The organism is Cohnella fermenti (assembly GCF_004801405.1).
GTDB lineage: Bacteria > Bacillota > Bacilli > Paenibacillales > Paenibacillaceae > Cohnella > Cohnella fermenti.
Genome location: NZ_SSOB01000005.1, coordinates 108,164 through 130,368 on the forward strand (window position 1 = coordinate 108,164; position 22,205 = coordinate 130,368).

A 22,205-nucleotide genomic window follows, 5' to 3' on the forward strand; every position below is an offset into this window, starting at 1 on the left:
GGCGGTTCAGCAGCTTCGGCGGTCCAGCACCCCCGGCGGTTCAGCAGCTTCGGCGGTCCAGCACCCCCGGCGGTTCAGCAGCTTCGGCGGTCCAGCAACCTCGACGGTGCAGCAACCTCGACGGTCCAGCAGCCTCTTGGCAGTTCCTGCACGGGAAGCTTCCTACTCCGAATCCAGCACCGCCTGCAGCTCCGCCATGTAGCGCTCCGGCGTGAACTTGGCGCTGGTGACGAGCAGTTGGGCGTTGTTCCACGCCAGCAGCGTCGCCTTCGTGCCGAACTTCGCTTCGAACCAGCCCGAGGCCTTCGTCACTTGGCCGATTCGTTCCTGGACCATGCGGGTCAGCGGCGGCACGTTCTCCGGCATGCTCTCCACCCGGAAGCCGGTCACGAGACCGAGCTCGCTCATCGCCCGGTCGCCGTAGCCCGCGAACACGTCCTTCATCCACTCGCCGACTTCCTCCGTGTAGGCTTCCTTGGAGAAGGAGGTCGTCAGCCCCGCGTTCATCGGGTATTCGTCCAGGCTCCCTGCTCCTCCCTCCACAAGCGGCACGCTGAAAAACCCGATGTTGTCCGCGCCGATCCCGTTCCGCTCCGGAACGTTGAAGTCGCGCAGCATCCAGCTTCCCGAGTAGTACATCGCCGCCTTGCCCTGCAGGAACAGGTCGGTCGCCGCATTCACGTCGAGCGTGTTGACCGCGCCTCCCAAGTAGCCCTTCAGCCCCATGCTCTGCACGACGGCCGCCGCCTCGACGAAGGAAGCTTCGGTCAGCTTGAGCTCTCCCTTGTCGACCCGCTCCATCGCGTCGACGCCGAGCTTGCGGATCGCATAGCCGTTGATCAGCCGCGTAATCTGCCACTTGTCCTTGCCGGCGACGGAGAACGGCTGAACGCCTGCCGCCTTCAGCTTCCCGGCGACTTGCAGCATGTCGTCCCACGTCTGCGGCTCCTCCAGCCCGTACTCCGCGAAGATCGCTTTGTTGTACCAGAAGCCTTCGATGTTCATCTCCAGCGGCAGCGCATACAGGCCGGCTCCGTCCACGGCGTTCTTGAGCAGTTCCACCGCCGCCGGGTTCAGCCGGTTGTACAGGCCAAGCTCCTTGAACGTCCCCTCCAGATCGAGCACGGCATCGCTGCGAATCAAGTCCAGAAGCGGCCTCCCCGACTGATACCGGAACATCGTCGGAAGGTCGTTGCTCGCGGCGAGCAGCGTGATCCGCTGGGACAGATCGCCCTCCGGAATCGCCTCGATCGCCAGCGAGACGCTCGGGTGCGCCGCCTCGTATTCCGCGGACAGTTGGCGGATCATCTCGACGCTGGAGCCGACCTCCTCGTTCGAGATGTAGACGATGTGCGTCGTGTCGTCCGCTTGAGGCTCGGCCACGCTGCCCGTCTTCCCGCAGGAAGAGAGCACCCCCGCACACAGCCCGAGCAACCCGGCCAGCCCAAGCATTTGTAGACGCCGCCCCATCCCCAGCCCCGCTTGCATCCTTCGCCCCGTCAGCCGCTTCATCGCGCCGCCCTCCCCTCGCGGAACTGTCCCGGCGTCATGCCCGCATACTTCTTGAACACCTCGGAGAAGTGCCGCGCGTGCTGATACCCGACCTTCTCGCTGATCTCCTGGATCGACTCCTCGCCGCCCAGCAGCAGCTTCGCCTTCTCCATCCGCACTTGCGTCAAGTATTTAATGTAGGAGATGTCCATCTCTTCCTTGAACAGCAGGCTAAAATAAGTGGCGTTCATCTGAACGTGATCCGCAACCTCCTGCTGGGTGAGATCCCTTCCGTAGTTCTTGCCGATGTATCGCAGCGCTTTCTCGATCGCGGCATGCTTGGAATGATGGCGGACGCTCAGAATTCCGTCCATGATCGTCTCCATCTGCTTCCGCAGCCACGCCGCCATCTCCTCCTGTGTCGTCAGATCGCGAATCTCAAGCTGCGGCCGGTAATCGGCCGGGTACATGTCGGGCAGACTGCCCCCCGTCTCCTTCGCGACGTCCAGGCCGTGCATCACAATTCTCAGCAGCTCGACCTCCGCCGCTTCGGGAGTCCGCTTCGCGCCGCGGAACTCCTCCAGGTACGCGTCGATCTTCTCCAGCAGCCCCGTCTTGTCTCCGATCCGCAGGTCGAACAGGATCTCCTCTTCCCTCTCGGACAGCGCAGGGCTCTGGGCATCGGTCTCCCCCAGGTCCTCGAAGCGAACCCAGCCCTTGCCCTCCAGGAACTTGCCGTATCTGAGCGCTCTTCTGGCTTCCATGCAGCTCTTCGGAGCGTCCGCAATGTCGGGGTACGTGCGCCCCGAGCCGATCACGGCGGACGACCAGGCTTCCAGGCCCCGGCTCCATTCGTCCGACAGCGAATCCAGGTGGAACACGACCGCGATGCGCTCCGGCCCGCTCGCAAGCCGAACGACGCGATGCCCTTCCCCGTCCGCGACGACGTTCTCCTCTTCCGTTCCGACCAGAACCGTTACCCCCGCGACTCTCCCGCTGTCGTCTCCGAACTGCTTTTGCCACTCTGCGGCCGCTTCTTCGCCCTTGCCGAGCAGATTCGCGACGGCCTTCTCCAGCAAGCCCTGGTGCCACTTCCGCTTCAGCGACGAATAATCGTTCAGCTCCGCAAGCCGCGCGACCGCCTTGCCGATGCCTTCCCGAATCTTCTCGATGTTGACCGGCTTCTCAAGGTAATCGACGACCCCGAGCTTGATCGCGCTCTTCACGTATTCGAACTCGTTGTAGCCGCTGAACACGATGCACATCGTATCCGGAGCCTCCGAGCGAATCGCCTCGATCAGCTCCAGCCCGTTCATGCCCGGCATGCGAATGTCCGTCAGGACGATGTCCGGCTTCTTCTCGCGGAACAGCGCCAGCGCCGAGATGCCGTCCGTCGCCGTGCCGACCAGCTCGATCCCGAACTCGGCCCAATCGATCAGCCTCTCGAGCCCCCTAAGCACAATGAACTCGTCGTCGAACACCGCCGCTTTAAGCATGCTTCTCCCCTCCGTTCTCTCCGCCGCCTTCTCCGCGTCCCTTGCGAGGCAAGCGCATCGTAATTCTTGTCCCTTCGCCCGGCTTGCTCTCGATGACGAACGAGCTGCCTTCTCCGTAATACAGCGCGAGCCGTTCCTTGACGTTCCGGATGCCGTACCCCTGCTCCGTCCGCCCAATATCCTCCATCCCGACGCCGTCGTCCGCGACTGCGAAGAGGAGAGCTTCCCCTTCCTTGCGCCCCGTCAGAGTGATCGTCCCGCTGCCGACCTTCGGCTCGAGGCCGTGATAGATCGAGTTCTCGACGAGCGGCTGCAGCAGCAGCTTCATAATCTCGTAGCCCATAATCTCCGGATCGATGTCCGCGATGTAGCGGAAGCGGTTGTCGTAGCGCAGGTTCTGAATGATCATGTAGTGCTCGATATGCTTCAGCTCCTTGAAGACGGGAATCGTCTCCTTGCCCTTGTTGAGGCTCAGCTTGAAGCTCTCCGACAGCGACAGCGCCATCTGGGCGATGTCCTGCTTCTCCTCGAGCAGCGCCATCCAGTAGATCGAATCGAGCGTATTATATAGAAAATGCGGCTTAATCTGGGACTGCAAACTGCGAAGTTCCGCCTCTCTCTCCTTGAGCTGGGACTGGAGCAGCCTCTCGCCCATCAACTGATACTCCGATGACAGCCGCCGGAACGTCTGGCCGATCACCCCGACCTCATCCGCCACGAACGCCGCCTCCTTGCTTCCTTCGGCCGGATGGCCCTTGGCCCAGTCGACGATCATCTTCTTCAGTTGGAGCAGCGGTCTCGTAATCGAGCCGGAGACGAAGTAGGAGACGAGCAGGGCGATCACGGCCATGAAGGCGGCAAGCAGCATCGTGAACGTGCCGATCCGGTTCGATTGCTTCAGCAGCGTCTCCTCGCGGACATAGTGGACGAATTGCCAGCCGCTTGTCGCGTTCAAGTAGCGGCTGTACAGGTAGCCCGCCTCCGTCAGCGACCGGAACGGATCGGTCGCCTCCTGCCCGATGCCGGCTCCGGCGGTCAGCTCGGGATGGTGATCGTAGACAAGCAGCGGGGGCTCGCGGTCGGCGTCCAGCACCCAGAAGCCGCTGTCCTCCCCTTCGTTGACCGTCTGGCTGAACAGCGAACGCCGAATGTTGATCACCAGGAAGCCGAGGTTCGGGCCGCTGAGCTGGTTCGGGTCCCGAAGGATTTTGACGCTTGAGAACGAGTCGCCGGACAGATCCTCCTCCAGCACGTTGTAACCGAAGAAAACCTCCTTGCCGTTCGCGGCCAGGCTCTTCAAGTACCAATCCGTCCCGGCGATCAGCCCCCTCGCCCCCTCCGAGCCGTACGGCCCGGCCAGCTCCGACCTCCCGTAGCAAGCCGAACGGAACTTGCGGTCGAACAGGCAGATCGACTGGATGTACTGCGTGTCGAACAGGTTCGTCACGACGAGATTCTGCAGCCGGTTGGCCGTCGTCACGTCGATGACCTCCGCCCCCGTGCCCTCCGCATTGCCGCTCTCGTCGAGCTGCTGTCTCAATTCGTCGCTCGACAGAATGATCCGGTTCATGTCGATGACGCTCTTGAACAGAAGATCCGCCATCTCGCTCGACGTCTTCAGGTGGCTCTGAATCGTCTCGATGTGGTTGTCCACCAGCGTATCCTTCGCGATATTGAAGCTGACATAGCCGAGCACAATAAGCGGCGGCAGCGACACCGCAATCATGGCGGTCAGGAAGCGGCTGCGGATGCGCTGCAAGCGGAAGGAGTTCAGATAAGCCCTTATCCTCTTGGTCATGGGGATCGTCCTTTTTTTTGGCGCGGTACTTGGTGCAATGGCGGAACACAGAAATCCCCGGCCAGCCGAATCGTTCGATCGGGCGGCCAGGGTCGTCGACGCTCATGTTGATGCTGTTGTTATTGTAACCAATTGCGGTGCAAATAGGAAATCCGCTGTTTTTGGAATGGAGTCCGGATTTATTGGATCGGGCCAACGGCCCGGCTTCCTCGTCCCTCCGAACGCTTCCTTCTTTCCTTCCTTCTTTCCTTCCTTCTTTCCTTCTTTCCTTCTTTCCTTCTTTCCTTCTTTCCTTCTTTCCTTCTTTCCTTCTTTCCTTCCTGCCTTCCTTCCTGCCTTCCGTCCTTCGTGCCCTCTTGCCGCCTTCGTGCCCTCCTTCCTGCCTTCGTGCCCTCCTTCCTGCCTTTCCTTCGCCCCCTCGCAAGCGAATACGCCCAAAGCCAAGGCCGGCGATGCCGTCTTGGCTTTGGATCTGCTTTTTGGCGATTCTTTTTGGCGTTTTATATGATTTTTCACATTCGGCGGCTCGGATCGGCGGCAATCGCAGCGTTTTATGCGGTTTTTAGCATATATCCGGCAACTCGAGCCGAAATTTTCTCCATGTATGCTATTTTTCGCATAGAATCGCCCAAACTGCCCGCTATCGCGCTTCGCCAATGTGAATTTTCGCATAAAATGCCGGCACTACGACAGGTTAATCGCCCGAATCTGCTCCAGCGGGAACATCGACCGGCGATCCTCGGTCAGCAGCCCGTTGATCTCCTGCTGCACGTCGGCCACCTGCGTGTAGCAGTAACCGCAGATCGCGCCAGCGCTCTTGATCGCTTGCGCCAAGCCTGCGAACCGCTCAAGGAACTCTTCGTTCGTGGACACCTGCTCGCCGCAGCCCCAGCCCTTGTCCGAGCCGAACATGCCAACGGAGAAGGCCGCATAGCCGCCCCGATGCGTGCAAAAGTGTGAAGCGGCAGGCGCGGTGAAGCGCTTACATACAGTGCCGCCTTATGCCCGTCCGCCGGCGGCCCGGCAGGCCATCGGCGTCGCCTTGAAGTACGTCTTGAACGCCCGGGTGAACGTGTACAGATTCGGATAGCCGAGCGACAAGGCGATCTCCGTAATCGTCGCCTCCGTCTCGGCCAGCAGCCGGCTCGCTTTATCCATGCGAATCTTCTGCAGGTACTTCTGGGGAGACATGCCGACGAGGCGCGCGAACCGGCTGGAAAAGTATGAGCGATGAATTCCCGCGTAATCGGCAACCTGCTGTACGGTGACCCCTTCGGCGGCGTGGAGCTCCATGAACGACAGGCAGTCGCGCAGCCAGCCGATCGGCTCGTCGTCGCAGCCGCTGCCGGACGCATCGCCGGGCATGAGCCTCGCGAACAGCTCGCAGATCGACGCCTGCAGCAGCAGCGCTTCGGCCGGGCCGGGACCGGGGCGCTCCGCCCGGATCAGCCCTGCGATCGTCCGTTCTACGGCCTCCTTGACGAGGGCGTTAAGCCGCCTTCTGGCATAGGGCCGCTCCGGCGTTATTCCCGCCAGCGCCAAGAGCGGCCCGACCCGGCCGCCGTCGATCGCAAGCCAGCTCATGCGAAGCGGCTCGTCGTCCGGAACGATGCGGTAGTCGTACGTTCGATCCGGGAACAGGCAGAACAGATCCCCCTTGCGCAAGTCCGCGGCAACGCCTTCGGACTCGAGCCGAACGCTTCCTTCATACACGAGGTGCAGGCTGTAGCACTCGATCCGGCGCGGCACGAACCGGAGACAACATAATGACAATCGACAGACAACACCATGCTATTTTTAATCCTGCATAAATTATATATTATCATACTAGGAGGCGATTCCCTTTGTCCAGACGACCTAACATTTTGTTAATTACAAGCGACCAACAGCATTGGAATACCATCGGCGCGTTCCAGCCGGAGCTGTCCACGCCGAATCTCGACCGCCTGGTCCGGGAGGGCACAACCTTCGACCGGGCGTACTGCCCGAACCCGACCTGCACGCCGAGCCGCGCGTCGATCGTCACCGGCACGTACCCGAGCCAGCACGGCGCCTGGACACTCGGCACGAAGCTGCTGGAGGACCGGCATACCGTCGGGGAAGACTTCCTTGCGGCCGGCTACCGGACAGCACTGATCGGCAAGGCCCACTTCCAGCCCTTGAAGTCGACGGAAGCTTACGAATCGGTCGAAGCCTATCCCGTCCTTCAGGACCTGGATTACTGGAAGCGATTCAACGAGACCTTCTACGGCTTCGAGCACGTCGAGCTGGCCCGCAACCATACGAACGAGGCGCATGTCGGCCAGCACTATGCGCTCTGGCTGGAGGAGCAGGGCTGCACGAACTGGCGGGACTACTTCCTGGCCCCGACCGGCACGATGGACCCGACCGCGACGTACAAGTGGCCCATCCCGGAGAAGTATCATTACAACACATGGATCGCGGAACGGACCAATCGTCTGCTGGAGAGCTGCAAGGAGGCGGACGAACCGTTCTTCCTCTGGTCGAGCTTCTTCGACCCGCACCCGGAATACCTGGCGCCTGAGCCGTGGGATACGATGTACGATCCGGACAAGCTGACCATTCCTTCCCTCGTTCCCGGGGAACACGACCGCAACCCGCCCCACTTCGGCCTTACGCAGGAGGACGATCCGGACTTCTCGTATCTCGCCGAGACGGGCTTCGGCATTCACGGCTACCGCTCCCACCACTATTACGAGTACGGAGCGAAGTTCCGCTTGACCGAAGACGACAAGAAGAAGCTGGTCGCCGTCTACTACGGCATGATCAGCCTCATGGACAAATATATCGGACGCATTCTGGACAAGCTCGACGCGCTCGGGCTGGCCGACGACACGCTTGTCGTCTTCACGACGGACCACGGCCACTTCTTCGGGCAGCACGGCCTGCAAGCCAAAGGCGGCTTCCACTACGAGGATCTAATCAAGCTGCCGTTCATCGTGCGCTACCCCGGCAAGGTTCCCGCGGGCGCCCGTTCGAGCGCCATCCAATCCCTGGTCGATCTCGCTCCGACCTTCCTGTCGTTCTGCGGCCTGCCGATTCCGCACGGGATGACCGGCGTCGACCAGCGGGACGTATGGCTTGGCAAGAAGGCGCGCGCCAGGCAGCACGCAATCTGCGAGTTCCGCCACGAGCCGACGACGATCCACCAGAAGACGTACGTGGACGAACGCTACAAAATCACCGTCTACTTCAATCAAACCTACGGAGAGCTGTTCGACCTGGAGCAGGACCCGGGCGAGCTGAACAATCTGTGGGACGCTCCGGAGCACGAGCGGCTGAAGGCGGAGCTGCTGCTGAAGTACATCTGGGCCGAGCTCGGCAAGGAGCCGCTGGCGATGCCTCGTATTCACCACGCTTGAGATTGCAGACAAAGAGGCTGCCCCCACGTTGGGACAGCCTCTTCCGGGTTTGGAGAATGGCTTTTGCGGTTTTATATGATTTTTCACATTCGGCGGCTCGGATCGGAGGCAATCGCGGCGTTTTATGCGGTTTTTAGCATATATCCGGCAACTCGAGCCGAAATTTTCTCCATGTACGCTATTTTTCGCATAGAATCGCCCAAACTGCCCGCTATCGCGCTGCGCGAATGTGAATTTTCATATAAATTCCCGTGCTCCGGCCCTCCGCCCTTATTCAAACTCGATTCGGACCGTCTTGATCTCGTACGGAGCCAGCTCGAGCCGCGGCAGCGAGGATTCGACCTTCTCGCCGATCGGGCGCTCCAGCAGGTCGGTCTCCCTCCAGGAGCGAATCGGCAGGTCGCTCGCCAGCGCCGCTTCGCCGCGGCCTCCCTTGTACTCGTGGAAGCGGACGATCAGCGCGTTCTCGTCCTCCGCCTTCTTCACCGCGTCGATCACGACGTCGCCGCAGGTCGCCCGGATCAGGGAGAACGCCGCAGGGCCAGCCGCCCCTTCCGTCGCGTAGGCCGGCTGGTTCAGCAGCGAAGCCGCCTGCACGGTGCCCGCTTCCGCCCAACCGCCGCGATGCGGATACAGTGCATACGTGAAGCGGTGCTCGCCCTTGTCCGCGTTCGGGTCCGGATACGTCGCCGACTTGAGGAGCGACAGCCGGATCACGTTGTTCTTGATGTCGTGGCCGTACTTGCAGTCGTTGAGCAAGCTGACGCCGTACCCGTGCTCCGACAGGTCCGCCCATTGGTGGCCGACCGTCTCGAAGCGCGCGTAGTCCCAGCTCGTGTTCCAGTGGGTCGGCCGCTTCACGTTGCCGAACTGGATGTCGTAGGTCGCCTCGGTCGCGCGGACGTTGACCGGGAAAGCGACCTTCAGCAGTTGCTGCCGCTCCTGCCAGTCGACTTCCGTCTCGAAGTCGATGCGGCGATGGTCGGCATACGCGATCATGCGCTGGCGCACGGTCGAATCCATATAGCGCCACCCGAACGTCACAACCGCCCGCAAAGCTCCCGCCTCCGCCGCTGTCTCGACCAGCACGTCTACCTCCCGCATTTTCTCCTGGTAGAAAATATCGATGTCCCAAGCCTCGAACATCTTCGGCTTATCCTCGAACACCTGGAGCACATTGCCTCGTTGTCCCGGAGCGAGCACCTCCCTCCCGGCTTCCCGGTCGAAGATGCGCGTCAACTGGCCGTTCTCGTTCCATTCGATCTCGTAATACGGCGTGGCAAGGCTGCGATTGCCGACGGTGAACGGCGATTCGGCCGACTTGGCCGAGTCCGATGCCGATGCCTGCTTGACGCTGCGGCGAATCGTCGCGAAGCCGAGCGAAGGAACGCCCTCGACGCGCACCCTCCGCACATCCCCGTCCCGCTCGAACGCAAGCTCTTGTCCGTCCGCATCGGTCCACGCCTCTTCCGCTCCCTCCGGAACGCCGTCGGATGGAAGCGAAGCCGATGGCACGTCGACCAGACCGCTGAACGGCCACGAAGACGGATTCCAGACGGTGTACGCATCGGCGCCGTCCGCTGCCTCCGCAACAAGCGCCTGCACCGCATCCGCACGCACCTGCTCGAGCTCCGTCCGCGCTTCCTCATACTCCGCCCGCGAATCTTCGTACACCTCCGGGATCGAAGAGCCGGGGATAATGTCGTGGAACTGGTTGCGCAGAATGGTTTTCCAGCTATGGTCCAGCGCAGCCTTCGGATAAGATGCCCAGTCTCCGGACAGCGCCGAGCGGAAGGCGGCGAGCCATTCCGCATCGCGGGAGAGCAGCTCCAGCTTGCGATTCATCCGCTTGTTGTGCGCCTGGCTCGTGTACGTTCCGCGGTGGTACTCAAGGTACAGCTCCCCGTCCCACGTATGGACGTAGCTGTCGGTGTCCGCGGCGGTCTCCTGAAGCTTCCCGAAGTACTCGTCCGCCCGGCCCGTGACGACACTCGGCAGCCCTGGCAGCCGGTCGAGCGCCCGCCGCATCTCCAGATGCTCGCGATTGACGCCGCCGCCCCCGTCCCCGTAGCCGTAAGACAGCAGCAGCTCCTTGTTCCAGCCCTTGTCGCGGTACGTATCCCAGATTCCCTTCACGCTGGCCGCGTCGATCTGCCCGTTGTACGTATACCACCAGTTCGAGCTGTCCTCCGGCGTCGTGACGAAGTGGGTCAGCACCTCGCTGCCGTCGATGCCGCGCCAGACGAACGTGTCGTGCGGCATCCGGTTGTACTGGTTCCAGCTTATCTTCGTCGTCATGAAGGTGCCAATGCCCGATTTGAGCAAAATCTGCGGAAGAGCCCAGCTATAGCCGAATACGTCGGGGAGCCAGAGGTACGTGCATTCCTGCCCGAATTCCTCCTTCAGGAACCGGGTTCCGTACAGCAGTTGGCGCACGAGCGACTCGCCGCTCGTCAGGTTGCAGTCCGCCTCCAGCCACATGCCGCCCGCCGCTTCCCAACGGCCTTCGCGGACGCGTTCCTTAAGCTGCGCGTAGAGGTCCGGGTAGTCCGTCTTCAGGTAGTCGTACAGCTGAGGCTGCGTCTGCAGGAAAACATACTCCGGATAAAGCTCCATCAGCCGAAGCACGGTGCTGAACGATCGCGCCGCCTTCTCGCGGGTGTGCTTCAGCCGCCACAGCCAGGCGACGTCGATATGGGTGTGCCCGATGCAGCGCACCGTGATCGACGACGTCTTCGGCATCGCCGCCACCGCGTCGTTCAGCGACTCCTCGGCCGCGGCGACCGACTCGTAGAACGCCGCCGACCCGGGCCGCGACCAGTCGATGAGCAAGTAGGCGCGGTCGAGAGCCTGCAGCAGGTCGCCTCGTTCCGGCGCGGTCGCGGCCAAGACGGCGGCCGTCTGCAGGATCGCCTTGGACAGGTAGAACAGCCGGTCCGCCGCTTCGTCCAGCCACGCGATCTCCGCGCGCTCCAGGCGATGCTCCTGGATCTTCGGCACGCCGCCTCCCTCAAGCCCCGACCAGAGCCGGAACTGCAGCTTGACGGAAGAACCCGCCGCCTCCGCAGGCAAGAAAACTTCCTTATGGTTCGAGTCGACGCCTTGGTAAGGAACGCCGTTCACGTAAATCAGCGACTCGAAGCTGTCGTTGTTGCCCGGGCCCGTCTTCCCGAAGTCGAACACGCCGACGATCCGGCGATCCGCCCACTCCGCAGGCAGCTCCGCTTCGGTCTCCAGCCACAGATAGCGGTCGCGCCCTTCCCATCGGTCCCGCAGCGCAAGCGTCCCCCAAGCCGCATCGTCCTCGGGCGGCCTTGTGCCAATCTCCCCGGCTTCGTCCTCGCGCGCGCGGAACTGCTTGATGACAAGCGCGTCGCGGTACCGGTACGCCTCCAATTCCTTCATTCTCGCTTCCAGCTTCTGTTCGGTCCAGAACATAAAGTTGCCTCCTTGGTCGGATAGGGATATAGTGTGTTGCTGCGTGTTGCGCGTTGCTGCGTGTTGCGCGTTGTGCGTTGGTGCGTGTTGTGCGTTGGTGCGTGTTGTGCGTTGGTGCGTGTTGTGTGTTGCTGCGTGTTGTGCGTTGGTGCGTGTTGTGTGTTGCTGCGTGTTGTGCGTTGTGTGTTGGTGCGTGTTGTGTGTTGTGTGTTGGTGCGTGCTTCGTGCTGCGGTTTGCGAGTTCTTTGGTGTGTGTTGAGTGCTGTGTGTCGCGTTCTCTGTGCTATGTGTTGCTGCGTGCTGCCTGATGAGGTTTGATAGTTATGTTTTGTGTCTTTGCCCGTGGTACATCATGCGTCCGGTGATTGGGGCTGTTTGCGCTTCATCTCATCGATAACACGTGTTATCATCCGAGAAAAAGCGCGTTTCCGCCCATACGTCCCGTCTCGCGCCGGGAGAGGCGGCCACGCAGCGATTTTATGTGATTTTTCACATTCGACCCCCCGCCAAACTACGCGATTTACCGAACGAATGTGATTTTTCGCATATATCGAGCACATAGAGGCGGTCATGCGGCGATTTTATGCGGTTTTTCACATACATTGCCCGCAAACCCGCGCGATTCGCCGAACGAATGTGGTTTTTCACATATATTCTGCGCACCGCTGCCTGATCGAGCCAATCGGAGCACCCCGCATTGTCCAACATCCCCGCCAGCCCGTTGCCATCGCCGCTTCACCCGAGTCGCCCCGAGCCACCCGAGCCACCCGCTCATCCGAGTCGCCCCGGCGCCCCCCGGTTCACACACTCTCCCCGGCGAAAAGCTCGGCCCGGAACAAAGCCTTCACACCACTCCGTTCCCCCGCCGCCGGATCGGGCCATTCCGCCCGCGACCCCGGCCGACTCGTCAGCATGGCGATCAGCCGCTCCGCCGCGTTCCTTCCCATCTCCGCATACGGAATCTCCATGCAGGCGATCGAGGGCAGCAGCTGGCGATTGATCCGCAGCGTATTGTCGAGCGCCATCAGCCGGAAGTCGCGTCCGGCCCGGAGTCCCCGCCGATCCGCCTCGCGCAGCAGGCCGTGCAGGCCGGTCGACCAATTGACGAGCAAGGCCGGCATCCCGCCGCCTCGCTGCAACCGGTCGTCCCAATAGCGGACGATCGCCGCCTCGTCTCCCTCGCGAATCGTCACGACGATCGGCTCGCCGCCGAATTCCTTCATCGCGCCCAAGTACGCCTCGCGGCGCTCTCGCTCGGCCCATTCTTCCTCGCCCGGCGCCGACCAGAACAGCAAGTAATCCGGGAGCGACGCCCCGCGGCTCTTCATCCAATCGAACGCCTCCAGCACGCTGGCCCGATAATCGACATTGACGGAAGGCACCGCTTCCTGCTCCGGATAGCCTTCGATGGACAGATAAGGCACCGCCGCCTCCCGGGTCGCCTCCGCCCATTCCTCGTCGTCTCTCCCGGCCGAATCGAGCGTCAGAATGCCGTCGATCCGCCGCTGCCGATACAGATTGAGCAGTCCGCCTCGCCCTCCGGCCGCCTTCGTCTCCTCGCCGTAAATCAAGACGTGGTAGCCGAGCTTGACGCACGCCTGCTGAATGCCCTCCAACGCCTGAAGGAACAAGGGGTTCGTCGTGCTCCCGCATACGGCGATGCAATGGCTGACTCCCGTCCTCATTCCGCGCGCCTGCGCATTCACCTCGTACCCAAGCTCGCGGATCGCCTCCAGCACCGCTTCTCTCGTCTCCGCCGACACCCCGATGCCCGGAGTTCCGTTCAAGACGGCCGAGACGACGCTGCGGGACACCCCGGCTCTGCGAGCCACGTCGAAGCTCGTCACTCGGTTTGTCGGCTTCAATCCGCCACCTCCCTTGTCCCTGCCCATCAAACTGTCCATTGAACTGCCCATAACCCGTATAACACTCAAGTTGATAACACGTGTAATATAACATGCAACCCCCTGTGTTGAAAAGAGGTTTTGGTGCTAATCCGTCCTGCCTTGCCGCATTCCCCCTCATCTGCGTAGTCTGGTTGCCTTCTTCCGCCCATCGCGCCGCTTCTCCGCCAATACGCGTAGTCTGGTTACCTTCTTCCGCCTGCCACGTCGCATTCCCGCCAATGTGAGCAGTTTAGTTGCCTTCTTCGGCTCGCCGTGCCGCATTCCCGCCCATGCAGCTCGCCGATCTTCTCGCGCTTACCCGCTCGACGCTCAATGCTTGATGCGCTGCGCCCGGCTGCGCCTCGCCGCCTACAGCATCCGCGACAGCTTCCGGTACTCCCGCGGCGAGATGCCCTCGCCGGAGGAGAAAATCCGGCTGAAGTAATGAAGGTCCGGGTAGCCGACGCGCTCTCCGATGACTTCGACGGACCAGTCCGTCTCCCGCAGCAGCCGCTTCGCCTCGCGGTGCCGGATCGCCTTCAGCAGCCGGCCGGGCGGCATTCCCGCCACCTGGCGGAACAGCTTGGCCGCGTAATCCTCGTTCAGCTTAAGCTCCCGGGCGATCCGCTCGCTCGGCCAGGCCGCGGCGGGCGCCTGCTCCATCCTCGCGATCAGCTTGCGGATGCGCTCGGCGTGCAGGGAGGCGTCCGCCCCCAGGCGGGAAGCCCCGGCCCGCGACAACGCAACGAGCACGTTCAGCATAAGCCCCCGGCAGACCGCCTCGCAGCCCTCCGATCGCATCGTGAACTCGAGGGCGATCCGGTCCATCCACGTCAGACACTCCGCCGGGCAATCGTAAACGACGCGGTTCGATAACGGAGGCGTTCCCCCCGCATCCGCCTCGCGGGCGAATCGATCCGGATTCGCCTCCCCTTCGTCCGAGACGACAATGTCGCTCTCGGAGGCCGCGCTTAGCCTGCCGTCGAAGTCGAAGTGAATGCCCAGGAAGGTCGCCTCCGCCGCCGACTCCGTCGCGAGAACCTCGTTGCGATGGGGCACGCCCGCAGGAAGGAATATCAACTGTCCTTCCGTCACGACGTGAACGGCTCCCAGCATCTCCGTCGACAGCGCGCCCTTGATCACGCAGATGATCTCGAAATCGTACAACCGGCGCTCCGCGAAGCGGCAAGGCTTCAAGGTTTGATATTGGGCATAGTGAATGCTCGGCGACCATTCCTTCCAAGCCATCGCTTGCCGTATAGGGAACAACAACTCGTTCACGCGGCATCCGTCCTCCTCGTCACCCGTCGGAATTCCATCTCTGTCTATTATATCGGAATCATCCAACTTTTCTCCACTTTCGCTAAATCCCCGGGCTGGGCCGGATCTTATAATCAGAGGTGAAGAACGAATCGGCAAGGAGGAGATCAGGTGAGAAAAGGAATCAACATTTGGTCGTTCCGCGAAGGAACGTCGATCGCAAGCGCGGTGCGCACGGCGGCGGCGGCGGGGTTCGACGGGATCGAGCTGTCGCTGAACGAGACGGGAGAGCTTGGCCTTGAGGCGACGGAGAAGGAGCTGCTCGGCATTCGCAGCCTGCTCGCCGAATCGGGGCTCGAGCTGGCCGGCCTCGCCACCGGGCTCTACTGGTCCTACTCGATGACGAGCGAATCCGAGACGACCCGGCAGAAGGCGATCGACGTCTGCAAGAAGCAGCTCGAGACGGCGGCGATTCTCGGAGCGGACGCCATTCTCGTCATTCCGGGCGCGGTCGGCGTCGACTTCATCCCCGGCAGCGAGGTGGTCGCCTATGACAAGGCGTACGAGCGGGCGCTCCAGGCCATCTCCTCGCTCGCTCCCGAAGCGGAGAGCGCAGGCGTCGCCATCGGCATCGAGAACGTCTGGAACAAGTTCCTGCTCTCGCCGCTGGAGATGCGCGGCTTCATCGACGCGGTCGGCTCGCCGGCGGTCGGCTCCTACCTGGACATCGGCAATATCGTGCACAGCGGCTATCCGGAGCATTGGGTCCGCATTCTGGGCCACCGGATCAAGAAGGTTCACTTCAAGGATTACCGCAGGGCGGCAGGCGGCCTGCACGGCTTCGTCGACCTGCTCGCGGGCGATGTCGATTACCCGGCCGTCGTGCAAGCGCTGAACGAGGTCGGCTATGACGGCTATGTCACCGCGGAGATGATTCCTCCGTACGCTCACCACTCCGAACAGATCGTCTACAACACCTCGGCGGCCATGGACGCCATTCTCGGAAGGAAGGGATTCTGATGCTTCGCGTCGGCTTGATCGGATTCGGTTTTATGGGGAGAATGCACTTCGACAATTACGAGCGGCTCATGGCGGAAGGCCAACCGGTCCAGCTTAAGGCCGTCTGCGACATCGCCATCGAGCAGTTGAAGAACGGTGCGGCGAATGGCAACATGGCCACGTCCAAGGACGTCTACGACCTGTCGGCGTACGCGCTGTACGAGAGCGTCGAAGACATGCTGGCAAACGAAGAGCTCGACATGATCGACATCACGCTGCCCACGTACCTGCATGCCGATCTCACTTGCTCCTTGTTGGCAAAAGGCTACCACGTGCTCTGCGAGAAACCGATGGCGAGAACCGAGGCGGATGCGCGGCGCATGGCCGAGGCGGCGGCACGCTCCGGACGGCGGCTGCTGATCGGGCAGTGCCTGCGCTTCTGGCCGGCCTACGAATACCTGAAGGAATGCGTGGCCGACAAGCGCTACGGCGAGACGACCGCCGGCTACTTCTACCGCGGCTCCGAACCGCCGAAGGGCTGGTTCCTGAACGGAGAGCTGAGCGGAGGCTGCATGCTCGACATGCATATTCACGACACGGACATGATCAACTGGCTGTTCGGCAAGCCGGAGCGCGTGTCCTCCCTCGGCCGCAAGGTGCTGCCCGGCAGCGGCTACGACGCCGTGTCGACCAACTACCGCTATCCGGACGGCAAGGTCATCAACGCTCAAGCGGATTGGACCTACAGCGGCGACCACGGCTTCGAGATGGGCTTCCGCGTGAACTTCGATAACGCCACCGTTGTCCTTGGCCCGAAGGGCTTCCGCGTCCATCCGGCCGACGCCCCGTCCTTCTCTCCCGAGCTCTCGGAGGACACCGGCTACTATCGGCAGCTTCGCAGCTTCATGGAAGCCGTTCTCGAGGACAAGGCGATCGACGCCTGCCTTCCGGAGAGCACGGCCGACTCGCTGGCGATCGTCGAAGCCGAGATTCGCTCGGCCGACTCCGGCGGCGAATGGATCGAATTGCCCTAATCGGAAAATCGGCCCTTGGCGAGCTTCGCCAAGGGCCGATGCATGCGGTGCGCGCTCACCGCGAACGGGCGAGCAGATACAGGAAGTACGGAGCGCCGAGCACGGCGACGACGATGCCGGCCGGGAGCTCCGAAGGCGCGACGATCCATCTCCCCGCCGTATCCGCGGCCAGCACCAGCAGCGAACCGAGCAGCGCGGCGGTCGGCAGCAGAATCTGGTGCCTGGAGCCGACCAACCGCTTGGCCATATGCGGCCCGAGCAAGCCGACGAAGCCGATGCCGCCGCTGACGGCGACGCACGACCCGGCCAGGGCGACCGCCGCCAGGAGCAGCTTGAATTGCTCCCTCGCCACGGTCACTCCGAGGCCTGCCGCCGTCTGCTCTCCCAGGCCGAGCACGTTCATCGTCTGCGCTTTGCAGATCACGAAGGGCAGCAGAACCGCAACCCAGGGAAGCAGAGCGAGCACGAACCTCCAATCCGTCCCCCAGATGCTGCCCGCCAGCCACGACGCGACAACCTGGAATTTCTCGGGGCTTAGCCGCAAGGTCAGCAGAATCATCGCCGAGCCGATTCCCGAAGCGACGCCGATTCCGTTAAACAGCAGGCGGGTCGGCGACAAGCCTTCATAGCGTTTGTAAGCGAGCGAGTAGATCAGCGCGGCGGTGAGCAGCGCCCCCGCCAGCGCCAAGGCCGGCAGCGCGAACACGTGCACGGCCTCCGTTCCCGGGTAGAACGAGATGAAGAGCATAACCGCAAGGCCCGCCCCGGCATTGATCCCGAGAATTCCCGGGTCCGCCAGCGCGTTGCGGGAGATTCCTTGCAGCACGCAGCCGGAGACGGACAAGCCCGCTCCGATCAGGACGGCAATAACGATTCGGGGCAAGCGGAACTCGTAGAGAATAAGCTCCTGCTTGGCGTTCCCTTCGCCGGCCAGCGTTCGCAGCACCTGCAGCGGGGACAGCCGGATCGAGCCCGTGTTCATGGCAAGCAGGAACACAACGAACACAAGCGCTCCGAGGACGACAAGCAGCGCGATGCTTCGGCGTTGCCTGCGGCGTTCCTCCGGAGATGGAGAGAGGGCTTGCATCTACAGCTCCCTCCTTTCCCGGCGGGCCAGATACAGGAAGAAGGGAACCCCGATCAGCGAGATCAGTGCGCCGACCGGCGTCTCGTACGGAATATGGACGGTCCGGGCCGCCAGATCCGCCAACACGACGAGCAGCCCGCCGAGGACGGCCGAGCACGGAATGATCCAGCGATAATCGACGCCGACCAGCTTGCGGGTCAGATGGGGAACAAGCAGGCCGATGAAGCCGACGGCTCCCGCGACCGACACGGCCGCGCCGGCCAGCACGAGCACGATCAGCATGCCGGCCAGCTTGACCCTTGTCGTTCGCAACCCCAGCCCCCGCGCAACGTCATCCCCCATACTCAGAAGCGTAATCGAACGGGAGAGAACAATCGCGCAGGCGAGCGCGGCGGCAAGCCAGGGCGCCATGATCTTAAGCTGCTGCCAGGTCGTCCCGGCCAGTCCGCCTCCGTAATACCGGGCGATGTCCTGCCCCACCCGATAATAGAGAGCGATGCCCTGGCTGAGCGCGCCGAGCAGGGCGCTGAAGGCCGCGCCGGCCAGTACGAGCCGGACGGGGGTCAAGCCGCCGCGGGCGATCGAGCCGATCCCGTAGACGACGCCCGCTCCCAGTCCCGCTCCCAGGAACGAATACAGGATCAGGGACGAATACGCCATTCCGGGGTAGAACGCGAAGATGACCGCCAGCACGAATTCGGCGCCCGCATTCAAGCCGAGCAGCCCCGAATCCGCCAGCGGATTGCGGGTCATCCCCTGCATAATCGCTCCCGCGACGGCGAAGCAGGCTCCCACAAGCGCGGCGCCGAGCACCCGGGGCAGCCGGAGCTGCCGGATGACCTGGTGCTCCGTCAGCTCCTTGTCGAAGCGGAAGATCGCTTCCCCTACGACCCGAAGCTTGATGTCGGCGGCGCCGAGCGAGACGGAGACTGCGATGCTGAACGCCAGCGCGGCAAGGCCAAGCGTCAGAATAACGCCGGCCGCCCGGTTCAAGAACCGGCCCGTTCCGTAATTATCCGCGCCAGCTCCTGCACCTGCAGCCGCAGGGAGATCGGATCGTTGCCCCAGAACAGGTCCGGATCGAGCTGGAACACGCGGTTGTTCTTGACGGCGTCGAGGGACTTCCATACGCCTTCGTCTTCGCCCCATACTTCGGAGATCATATCCCCTTGATCGAGGAAAATATAATCGCCCGCATAATCGCCGACCACCTCATAGGAGATCTGACGATACTCCTCCTTGCCGATCATCTCCGCCTTCTGCTTGGCCGGAGGGTTCAAGCCAAGCTGCTTGTAGATCGCTTCGCCGCCGCGATAGTTGCCATCCCCGTAGACGTAGAAGCCCTTGTCCACAACGAACACGCCCATCAGCGCGAATGTATCCTCCGGCTTCACGACGCCGCCGATCTGCTCGCGCGCCGTCTGCACGTCCTTATCGAAGTCCGCGAGCCACTGCTCCGCGGCGTCCTGCTTGCCGAAGATGTCGGCGAAGTAATTCACCGCATCGTGCACGTCCTTGAATTCCCCGTACGGAATCGCGATCGTCGGGGCGATCTTCTCGTATTGCTCGATGATTTTGGCGTCGGAAGCGGGGTTGATCCAGGTAATAATCAGATCGGGATCGAGGTCCAGCATCTTCTCCAGCGATCTCTCTCCGGTATTCTCGATCCCTTCAATCTGGTCCGCGATGACCTTGTTCTCCAGGTCCCACTGCGTCGATCCTACCGGCTTGATGCCCAGCAGCAGCAGGTTCGGCAAGTAGCCGTCGGTCACGACCCGCTGCGGGTTAACCGGAATCTCGACGTCTCCGGTGACCGTCTTGATGATGCGGGTGGACGATTCGCCGTTGGCCGAATCGGTGGCGGAGCCGTTCGCGGCGCTGCCCGCAGCGGAAGCCGTGGCCGCCGCAGCGGACTCGCCTGTGCCGGCGGATTCGGCTGCGTTATTGTTCGCCGCATTGTTGCCGCAAGCCGCCAGGAGCAGCGTGAATGTCAGGAGCAGAGCGAAGACGATTCGTTGTGCATGCTTGTTTTTCATAAGACCCTCCATTAATAATGATTCTCATTGTCGTAGGACAAAACCTATTATAATGGGGGTCTTCCGCAGGCGTCGACGTTCATCCGTTGGTTATCCAACCGGGAAAATTGTTGGGTCCGACGAGAGCCGCTGCCCTTCCGCAAGGAAATTCGCCAGAATATCGAGCTGCCGGTCCAGGGAGACGCCGTCATCCATCCAGAAATCCTTCAGACGGATCAGATGAATCGCCCTCCCCTCCCGGTAGAACCTCTGCCAGACGCCGCGCGACATCAGCTTGACTCTCGCCGCTTCCGTGTCGTCGTCCGGAACGATGACGAACATATGCGATGCGGCGTAGGCGGGCAGCTCCGGCTCCTGAACGAACAGATGCTTGCCGCGGGCGGTCCCTTCTTCCCGCACCCGCTCGGGAGGTGTCATCCCGAGCAGCTCGTACAGGCCGTATGCGGAGCGGACGGTGCGATACGGAATGAGCCAACTGTCGTTGTAGCTCAGCTCGTAGATGGCCGCCGTCTCGTGCGGCTTCACGAAGGCCGAGATCGCCCGTCTTGCCCTCTCGGCCTTGAGGCGAATGGCGGCGATCCAGCTCTCGGCTTCCCCGGTCCGTCCGAGCAACCGCCCGAGCGCCCGCACTTCCTCAAGCTTGTCCATCGCCCCCCAATCGAGCATCAGAACCGGCGCGATCTTCTCCAGCTCCCGAAGCGTCTCCGGGAAGTTGTAGAAGTACGTCGGCGCGACGATCACTTCCGGCTGCTGCGGCTTTAATGTCTCGATGGAATGCAGCTCCTCCATGACGGCCGTGCCGCATAAGTCTTCCCACAGCAAGGCGGACACCCGATGCGTGTCGCGCACAACCGCGACCGGCTTGACGCCCAGAGCCAGCGCCGCCCCGATGAATTGCATGGCCGCGACCCGCTCGGGCCGTCTGCCCCGCCGGAACTCGCTTGCCGAGAGGCCAACCGCCTTCTTGAACGACTTCGCCAGATAGGCGCCGTCCGAGAAGCCTGTCTTAAGCGCGATGTCCTGCAGCGTATCCTCCGTCCCGAGCAGCAGCCGCTTCGCCTCGTCCAGCCGAATCCGGTTGAGGTATTCGTTGAAGCCCCAGCCCGTCTCCTTGCGGAACAGCGAAGAGAAGTAGCTCGGGTTGAAGCCGCACAGCTCCGCCATCGAGGAGCGGGTAAGCGAAGCTCCGTAATGGAGGTGGATATGGGCAATCGCCTGTTCGATCGCGGGGTCCTTGGTGGGGAAGATGGCCGAGTAAATATTGACGACCAGCACGCTGTGCATCAGCTCGTCCAGCAGCAGATTCAGGCGCGGAGCGGCCTGAAGGGACACGGCGAGCCTCGTTTCTTCTATTAAATGAAGGAGAAGCGGCATCGCCTGGCGAGGGAACTCCATGACGCTTCCGCCTGGCGGCAGGGAATCGCGCCAGATCCGATACACCAAGCGGTCTTCCGCCTGCTCCGTCTGACGGTAGCTCTCGAACTGGACGACATGCAGCGGCCCGAAGCCCGCTTCGCCCTCCGCCTCGATCGTCCATTCCGTCTCCGAATCCCGAAGCAGAACAAACTTCCCCGCGCCCGCCCGGCGGACGGAATCCGCCGCTCGGACGACGATGTCCGACGACGGCACCAGCAGCGCCGGCGAGTCGAACCTGAACGAGACCGGCCCCTTCGTTCCGCTGTCCGCAATAATCCGCGCCTGTCTCAGTTGGTAGATGATAGGGTTCATGGCAGCATTCTCTCCCGGGCAGCATAATCATACATGATAATGATTCTCAATCAACTATAGAAAAAAACCGCCCCGCTGTCCAGCGAGCCCCCCGCCTTCTTGCGCACCGGCTTTTTCTCCGCGCAGTCTGCTCCGCTCCCCCACTCTTTCCACTCCCCCGCCTCCTCCGATCCTCCGATCCTCCGATCCCTCACTCCCTACCTCCTCCGATCCTCCGATCCTCCGATTCTCCGATCCCTCACTCCCCTACCTCCTCCGATCCTCCGATCCCCCGCGATGTCCTCCGCCCCCCGAGCCGGCCACTATTGCGATTTTATGCGATTTTTCACATTCATCAGCTTGGATCGGAGGCAATCGAAGCGTTTTATGCGGTTTTTAACATATATGCGGCGCCTCGATCCCGAAATTTCGCCATGAATGCGGTTTTTCGCATACATCCGGCATTTCGCCCCCGAATTTCCGCCATGTATGCGATTTTTCGCATAGAATCGTCCAACTTGCCCGCCACCGAGCCGCACGAATGCGAATTTTCACATAAAATCCGGCACCCGGCGCACAAAAGGCCGTCC

The 22,205-nt window shown here is 62.2% G+C and carries 17 protein-coding genes; 3 read left to right on the forward strand and 14 right to left on the reverse strand.

The annotated features are described in order from the left end of the window. Window positions 1-162: 162 nt before the first annotated feature. From E6C55_RS05315 to E6C55_RS05340, 6 genes are all read right to left on the reverse strand, one after another. Entirely contained in the window at window positions 163-1,512 is a 1,350-nt protein-coding gene (locus E6C55_RS05315; RefSeq protein ID WP_136368756.1) for an ABC transporter substrate-binding protein, read from the reverse strand. Beyond that, on the reverse strand, window positions 1,509-2,987 hold the full coding sequence (locus E6C55_RS05320; protein ID WP_136368757.1) for a response regulator: 1,479 nt from the start codon (window positions 2,985-2,987) through the stop codon (window positions 1,509-1,511). The genes E6C55_RS05315 and E6C55_RS05320 overlap by 4 nt, the downstream gene beginning before the upstream one ends. Beyond that, on the reverse strand, window positions 2,980-4,785 hold the full coding sequence (locus E6C55_RS05325) for a sensor histidine kinase (RefSeq protein WP_136368758.1): 1,806 nt from the start codon (window positions 4,783-4,785) through the stop codon (window positions 2,980-2,982). The genes E6C55_RS05320 and E6C55_RS05325 overlap by 8 nt, the downstream gene beginning before the upstream one ends. A gap of 102 nt (window positions 4,786-4,887) precedes the next feature. Further along, on the reverse strand, window positions 4,888-5,229 hold the full coding sequence (locus E6C55_RS33665) for a hypothetical protein (protein WP_168735469.1): 342 nt from the start codon (window positions 5,227-5,229) through the stop codon (window positions 4,888-4,890). Window positions 5,230-5,469: 240 nt separating this feature from the next. After that, window positions 5,470-5,697 (reverse strand): hypothetical protein, encoded by a 228-nt coding sequence (locus E6C55_RS05335; protein ID WP_211093525.1) that lies wholly within the window; start codon window positions 5,695-5,697, stop codon window positions 5,470-5,472. Window positions 5,698-5,784: 87 nt separating this feature from the next. Continuing rightward, the gene (locus tag E6C55_RS05340) at window positions 5,785-6,558 is read right to left on the reverse strand and encodes an AraC family transcriptional regulator (RefSeq protein WP_136368759.1); all 774 of its coding nucleotides are present in this window, start codon (window positions 6,556-6,558) and stop codon (window positions 5,785-5,787) included. Between the two features lie 71 nt (window positions 6,559-6,629). Between E6C55_RS05340 and E6C55_RS05345 the strand changes: the two genes are divergently transcribed. Then, window positions 6,630-8,168 carry a sulfatase family protein gene (locus E6C55_RS05345; protein ID WP_136368760.1) on the forward strand — a complete coding sequence of 513 codons (1,539 nt, stop codon included), beginning with the start codon at window positions 6,630-6,632 and terminating at the stop codon, window positions 8,166-8,168. A 270-nt stretch (window positions 8,169-8,438) separates the two neighbouring features. Here E6C55_RS05345 and E6C55_RS05350 read toward each other — a convergent pair whose 3' ends face one another. The 3 genes from E6C55_RS05350 to E6C55_RS05360 all read right to left on the reverse strand — a co-directional run bounded on the left by E6C55_RS05350 (window position 8,439) and on the right by E6C55_RS05360 (window position 14,773). Continuing rightward, the gene (locus E6C55_RS05350) at window positions 8,439-11,606 is read right to left on the reverse strand and encodes an alpha-mannosidase (protein ID WP_136368761.1); all 3,168 of its coding nucleotides are present in this window, start codon (window positions 11,604-11,606) and stop codon (window positions 8,439-8,441) included. 800 nt (window positions 11,607-12,406) lie between these two features. Next, the gene (locus E6C55_RS05355; protein WP_168735470.1) at window positions 12,407-13,471 is read right to left on the reverse strand and encodes a LacI family DNA-binding transcriptional regulator; all 1,065 of its coding nucleotides are present in this window, start codon (window positions 13,469-13,471) and stop codon (window positions 12,407-12,409) included. 390 nt (window positions 13,472-13,861) lie between these two features. Next, the gene (locus E6C55_RS05360; protein ID WP_230986550.1) at window positions 13,862-14,773 is read right to left on the reverse strand and encodes an AraC family transcriptional regulator; all 912 of its coding nucleotides are present in this window, start codon (window positions 14,771-14,773) and stop codon (window positions 13,862-13,864) included. Window positions 14,774-14,923: 150 nt separating this feature from the next. Here E6C55_RS05360 and E6C55_RS05365 point away from each other — a divergent pair, with 150 nt between their 5' ends. Next, window positions 14,924-15,772 (forward strand): sugar phosphate isomerase/epimerase family protein, encoded by an 849-nt coding sequence (locus E6C55_RS05365; protein WP_136368763.1) that lies wholly within the window; start codon window positions 14,924-14,926, stop codon window positions 15,770-15,772. After that, a complete protein-coding gene (locus E6C55_RS05370) occupies window positions 15,772-16,785 on the forward strand; it encodes a Gfo/Idh/MocA family protein (RefSeq protein ID WP_136368764.1) in 1,014 nt (337 codons plus the stop codon). Before E6C55_RS05365 ends, E6C55_RS05370 begins: the two co-directional genes overlap by 1 nt. 55 nt (window positions 16,786-16,840) lie before the next feature. Here E6C55_RS05370 and E6C55_RS05375 read toward each other — a convergent pair whose 3' ends face one another. The 5 genes from E6C55_RS05375 to E6C55_RS33670 all read right to left on the reverse strand — a co-directional run bounded on the left by E6C55_RS05375 (window position 16,841) and on the right by E6C55_RS33670 (window position 21,830). Beyond that, entirely contained in the window at window positions 16,841-17,872 is a 1,032-nt protein-coding gene (locus E6C55_RS05375; protein ID WP_136368765.1) for a FecCD family ABC transporter permease, read from the reverse strand. Continuing rightward, window positions 17,873-18,865, reverse strand: a complete 993-nt coding sequence (locus tag E6C55_RS05380) for a FecCD family ABC transporter permease (RefSeq protein ID WP_230986551.1) — start codon at window positions 18,863-18,865, stop codon at window positions 17,873-17,875. Next, entirely contained in the window at window positions 18,862-19,908 is a 1,047-nt protein-coding gene (locus E6C55_RS34555) for an ABC transporter substrate-binding protein (protein WP_230986552.1), read from the reverse strand. The genes E6C55_RS05380 and E6C55_RS34555 overlap by 4 nt, the downstream gene beginning before the upstream one ends. Window positions 19,909-19,998: 90 nt before the next feature. Then, window positions 19,999-21,636, reverse strand: coding sequence for a helix-turn-helix domain-containing protein (locus E6C55_RS05390; protein WP_136368768.1), 1,638 nt, complete (start codon window positions 21,634-21,636; stop codon window positions 19,999-20,001). 50 nt (window positions 21,637-21,686) lie between these two features. Beyond that, window positions 21,687-21,830, reverse strand: coding sequence for a hypothetical protein (locus E6C55_RS33670; RefSeq protein ID WP_168735471.1), 144 nt, complete (start codon window positions 21,828-21,830; stop codon window positions 21,687-21,689). Between the last annotated feature and the right edge of the window lie 375 nt (window positions 21,831-22,205).

Coding starts and splice junctions, on each gene's coding strand:
- E6C55_RS05315 (WP_136368756.1), bottom strand. CDS start 1,512: ATGAAGCGGCTGACGGGGCGAAGGATGCAAGCGGGGCTGGGGATGGGG.
- E6C55_RS05320 (WP_136368757.1), bottom strand. CDS start 2,987: ATGCTTAAAGCGGCGGTGTTCGACGACGAGTTCATTGTGCTTAGGGGG.
- E6C55_RS05325 (WP_136368758.1), bottom strand. CDS start 4,785: ATGACCAAGAGGATAAGGGCTTATCTGAACTCCTTCCGCTTGCAGCGC.
- E6C55_RS05335 (WP_211093525.1), bottom strand. CDS start 5,697: ATGTTCGGCTCGGACAAGGGCTGGGGCTGCGGCGAGCAGGTGTCCACG.
- E6C55_RS05350 (WP_136368761.1), bottom strand. CDS start 11,606: ATGTTCTGGACCGAACAGAAGCTGGAAGCGAGAATGAAGGAATTGGAG.
- E6C55_RS05370 (WP_136368764.1), top strand. CDS start 15,772: ATGCTTCGCGTCGGCTTGATCGGATTCGGTTTTATGGGGAGAATGCAC.
- E6C55_RS05375 (WP_136368765.1), bottom strand. CDS start 17,872: ATGCAAGCCCTCTCTCCATCTCCGGAGGAACGCCGCAGGCAACGCCGA.
- E6C55_RS34555 (WP_230986552.1), bottom strand. CDS start 19,908: ATGAAAAACAAGCATGCACAACGAATCGTCTTCGCTCTGCTCCTGACA.
- E6C55_RS05390 (WP_136368768.1), bottom strand. CDS start 21,636: ATGAACCCTATCATCTACCAACTGAGACAGGCGCGGATTATTGCGGAC.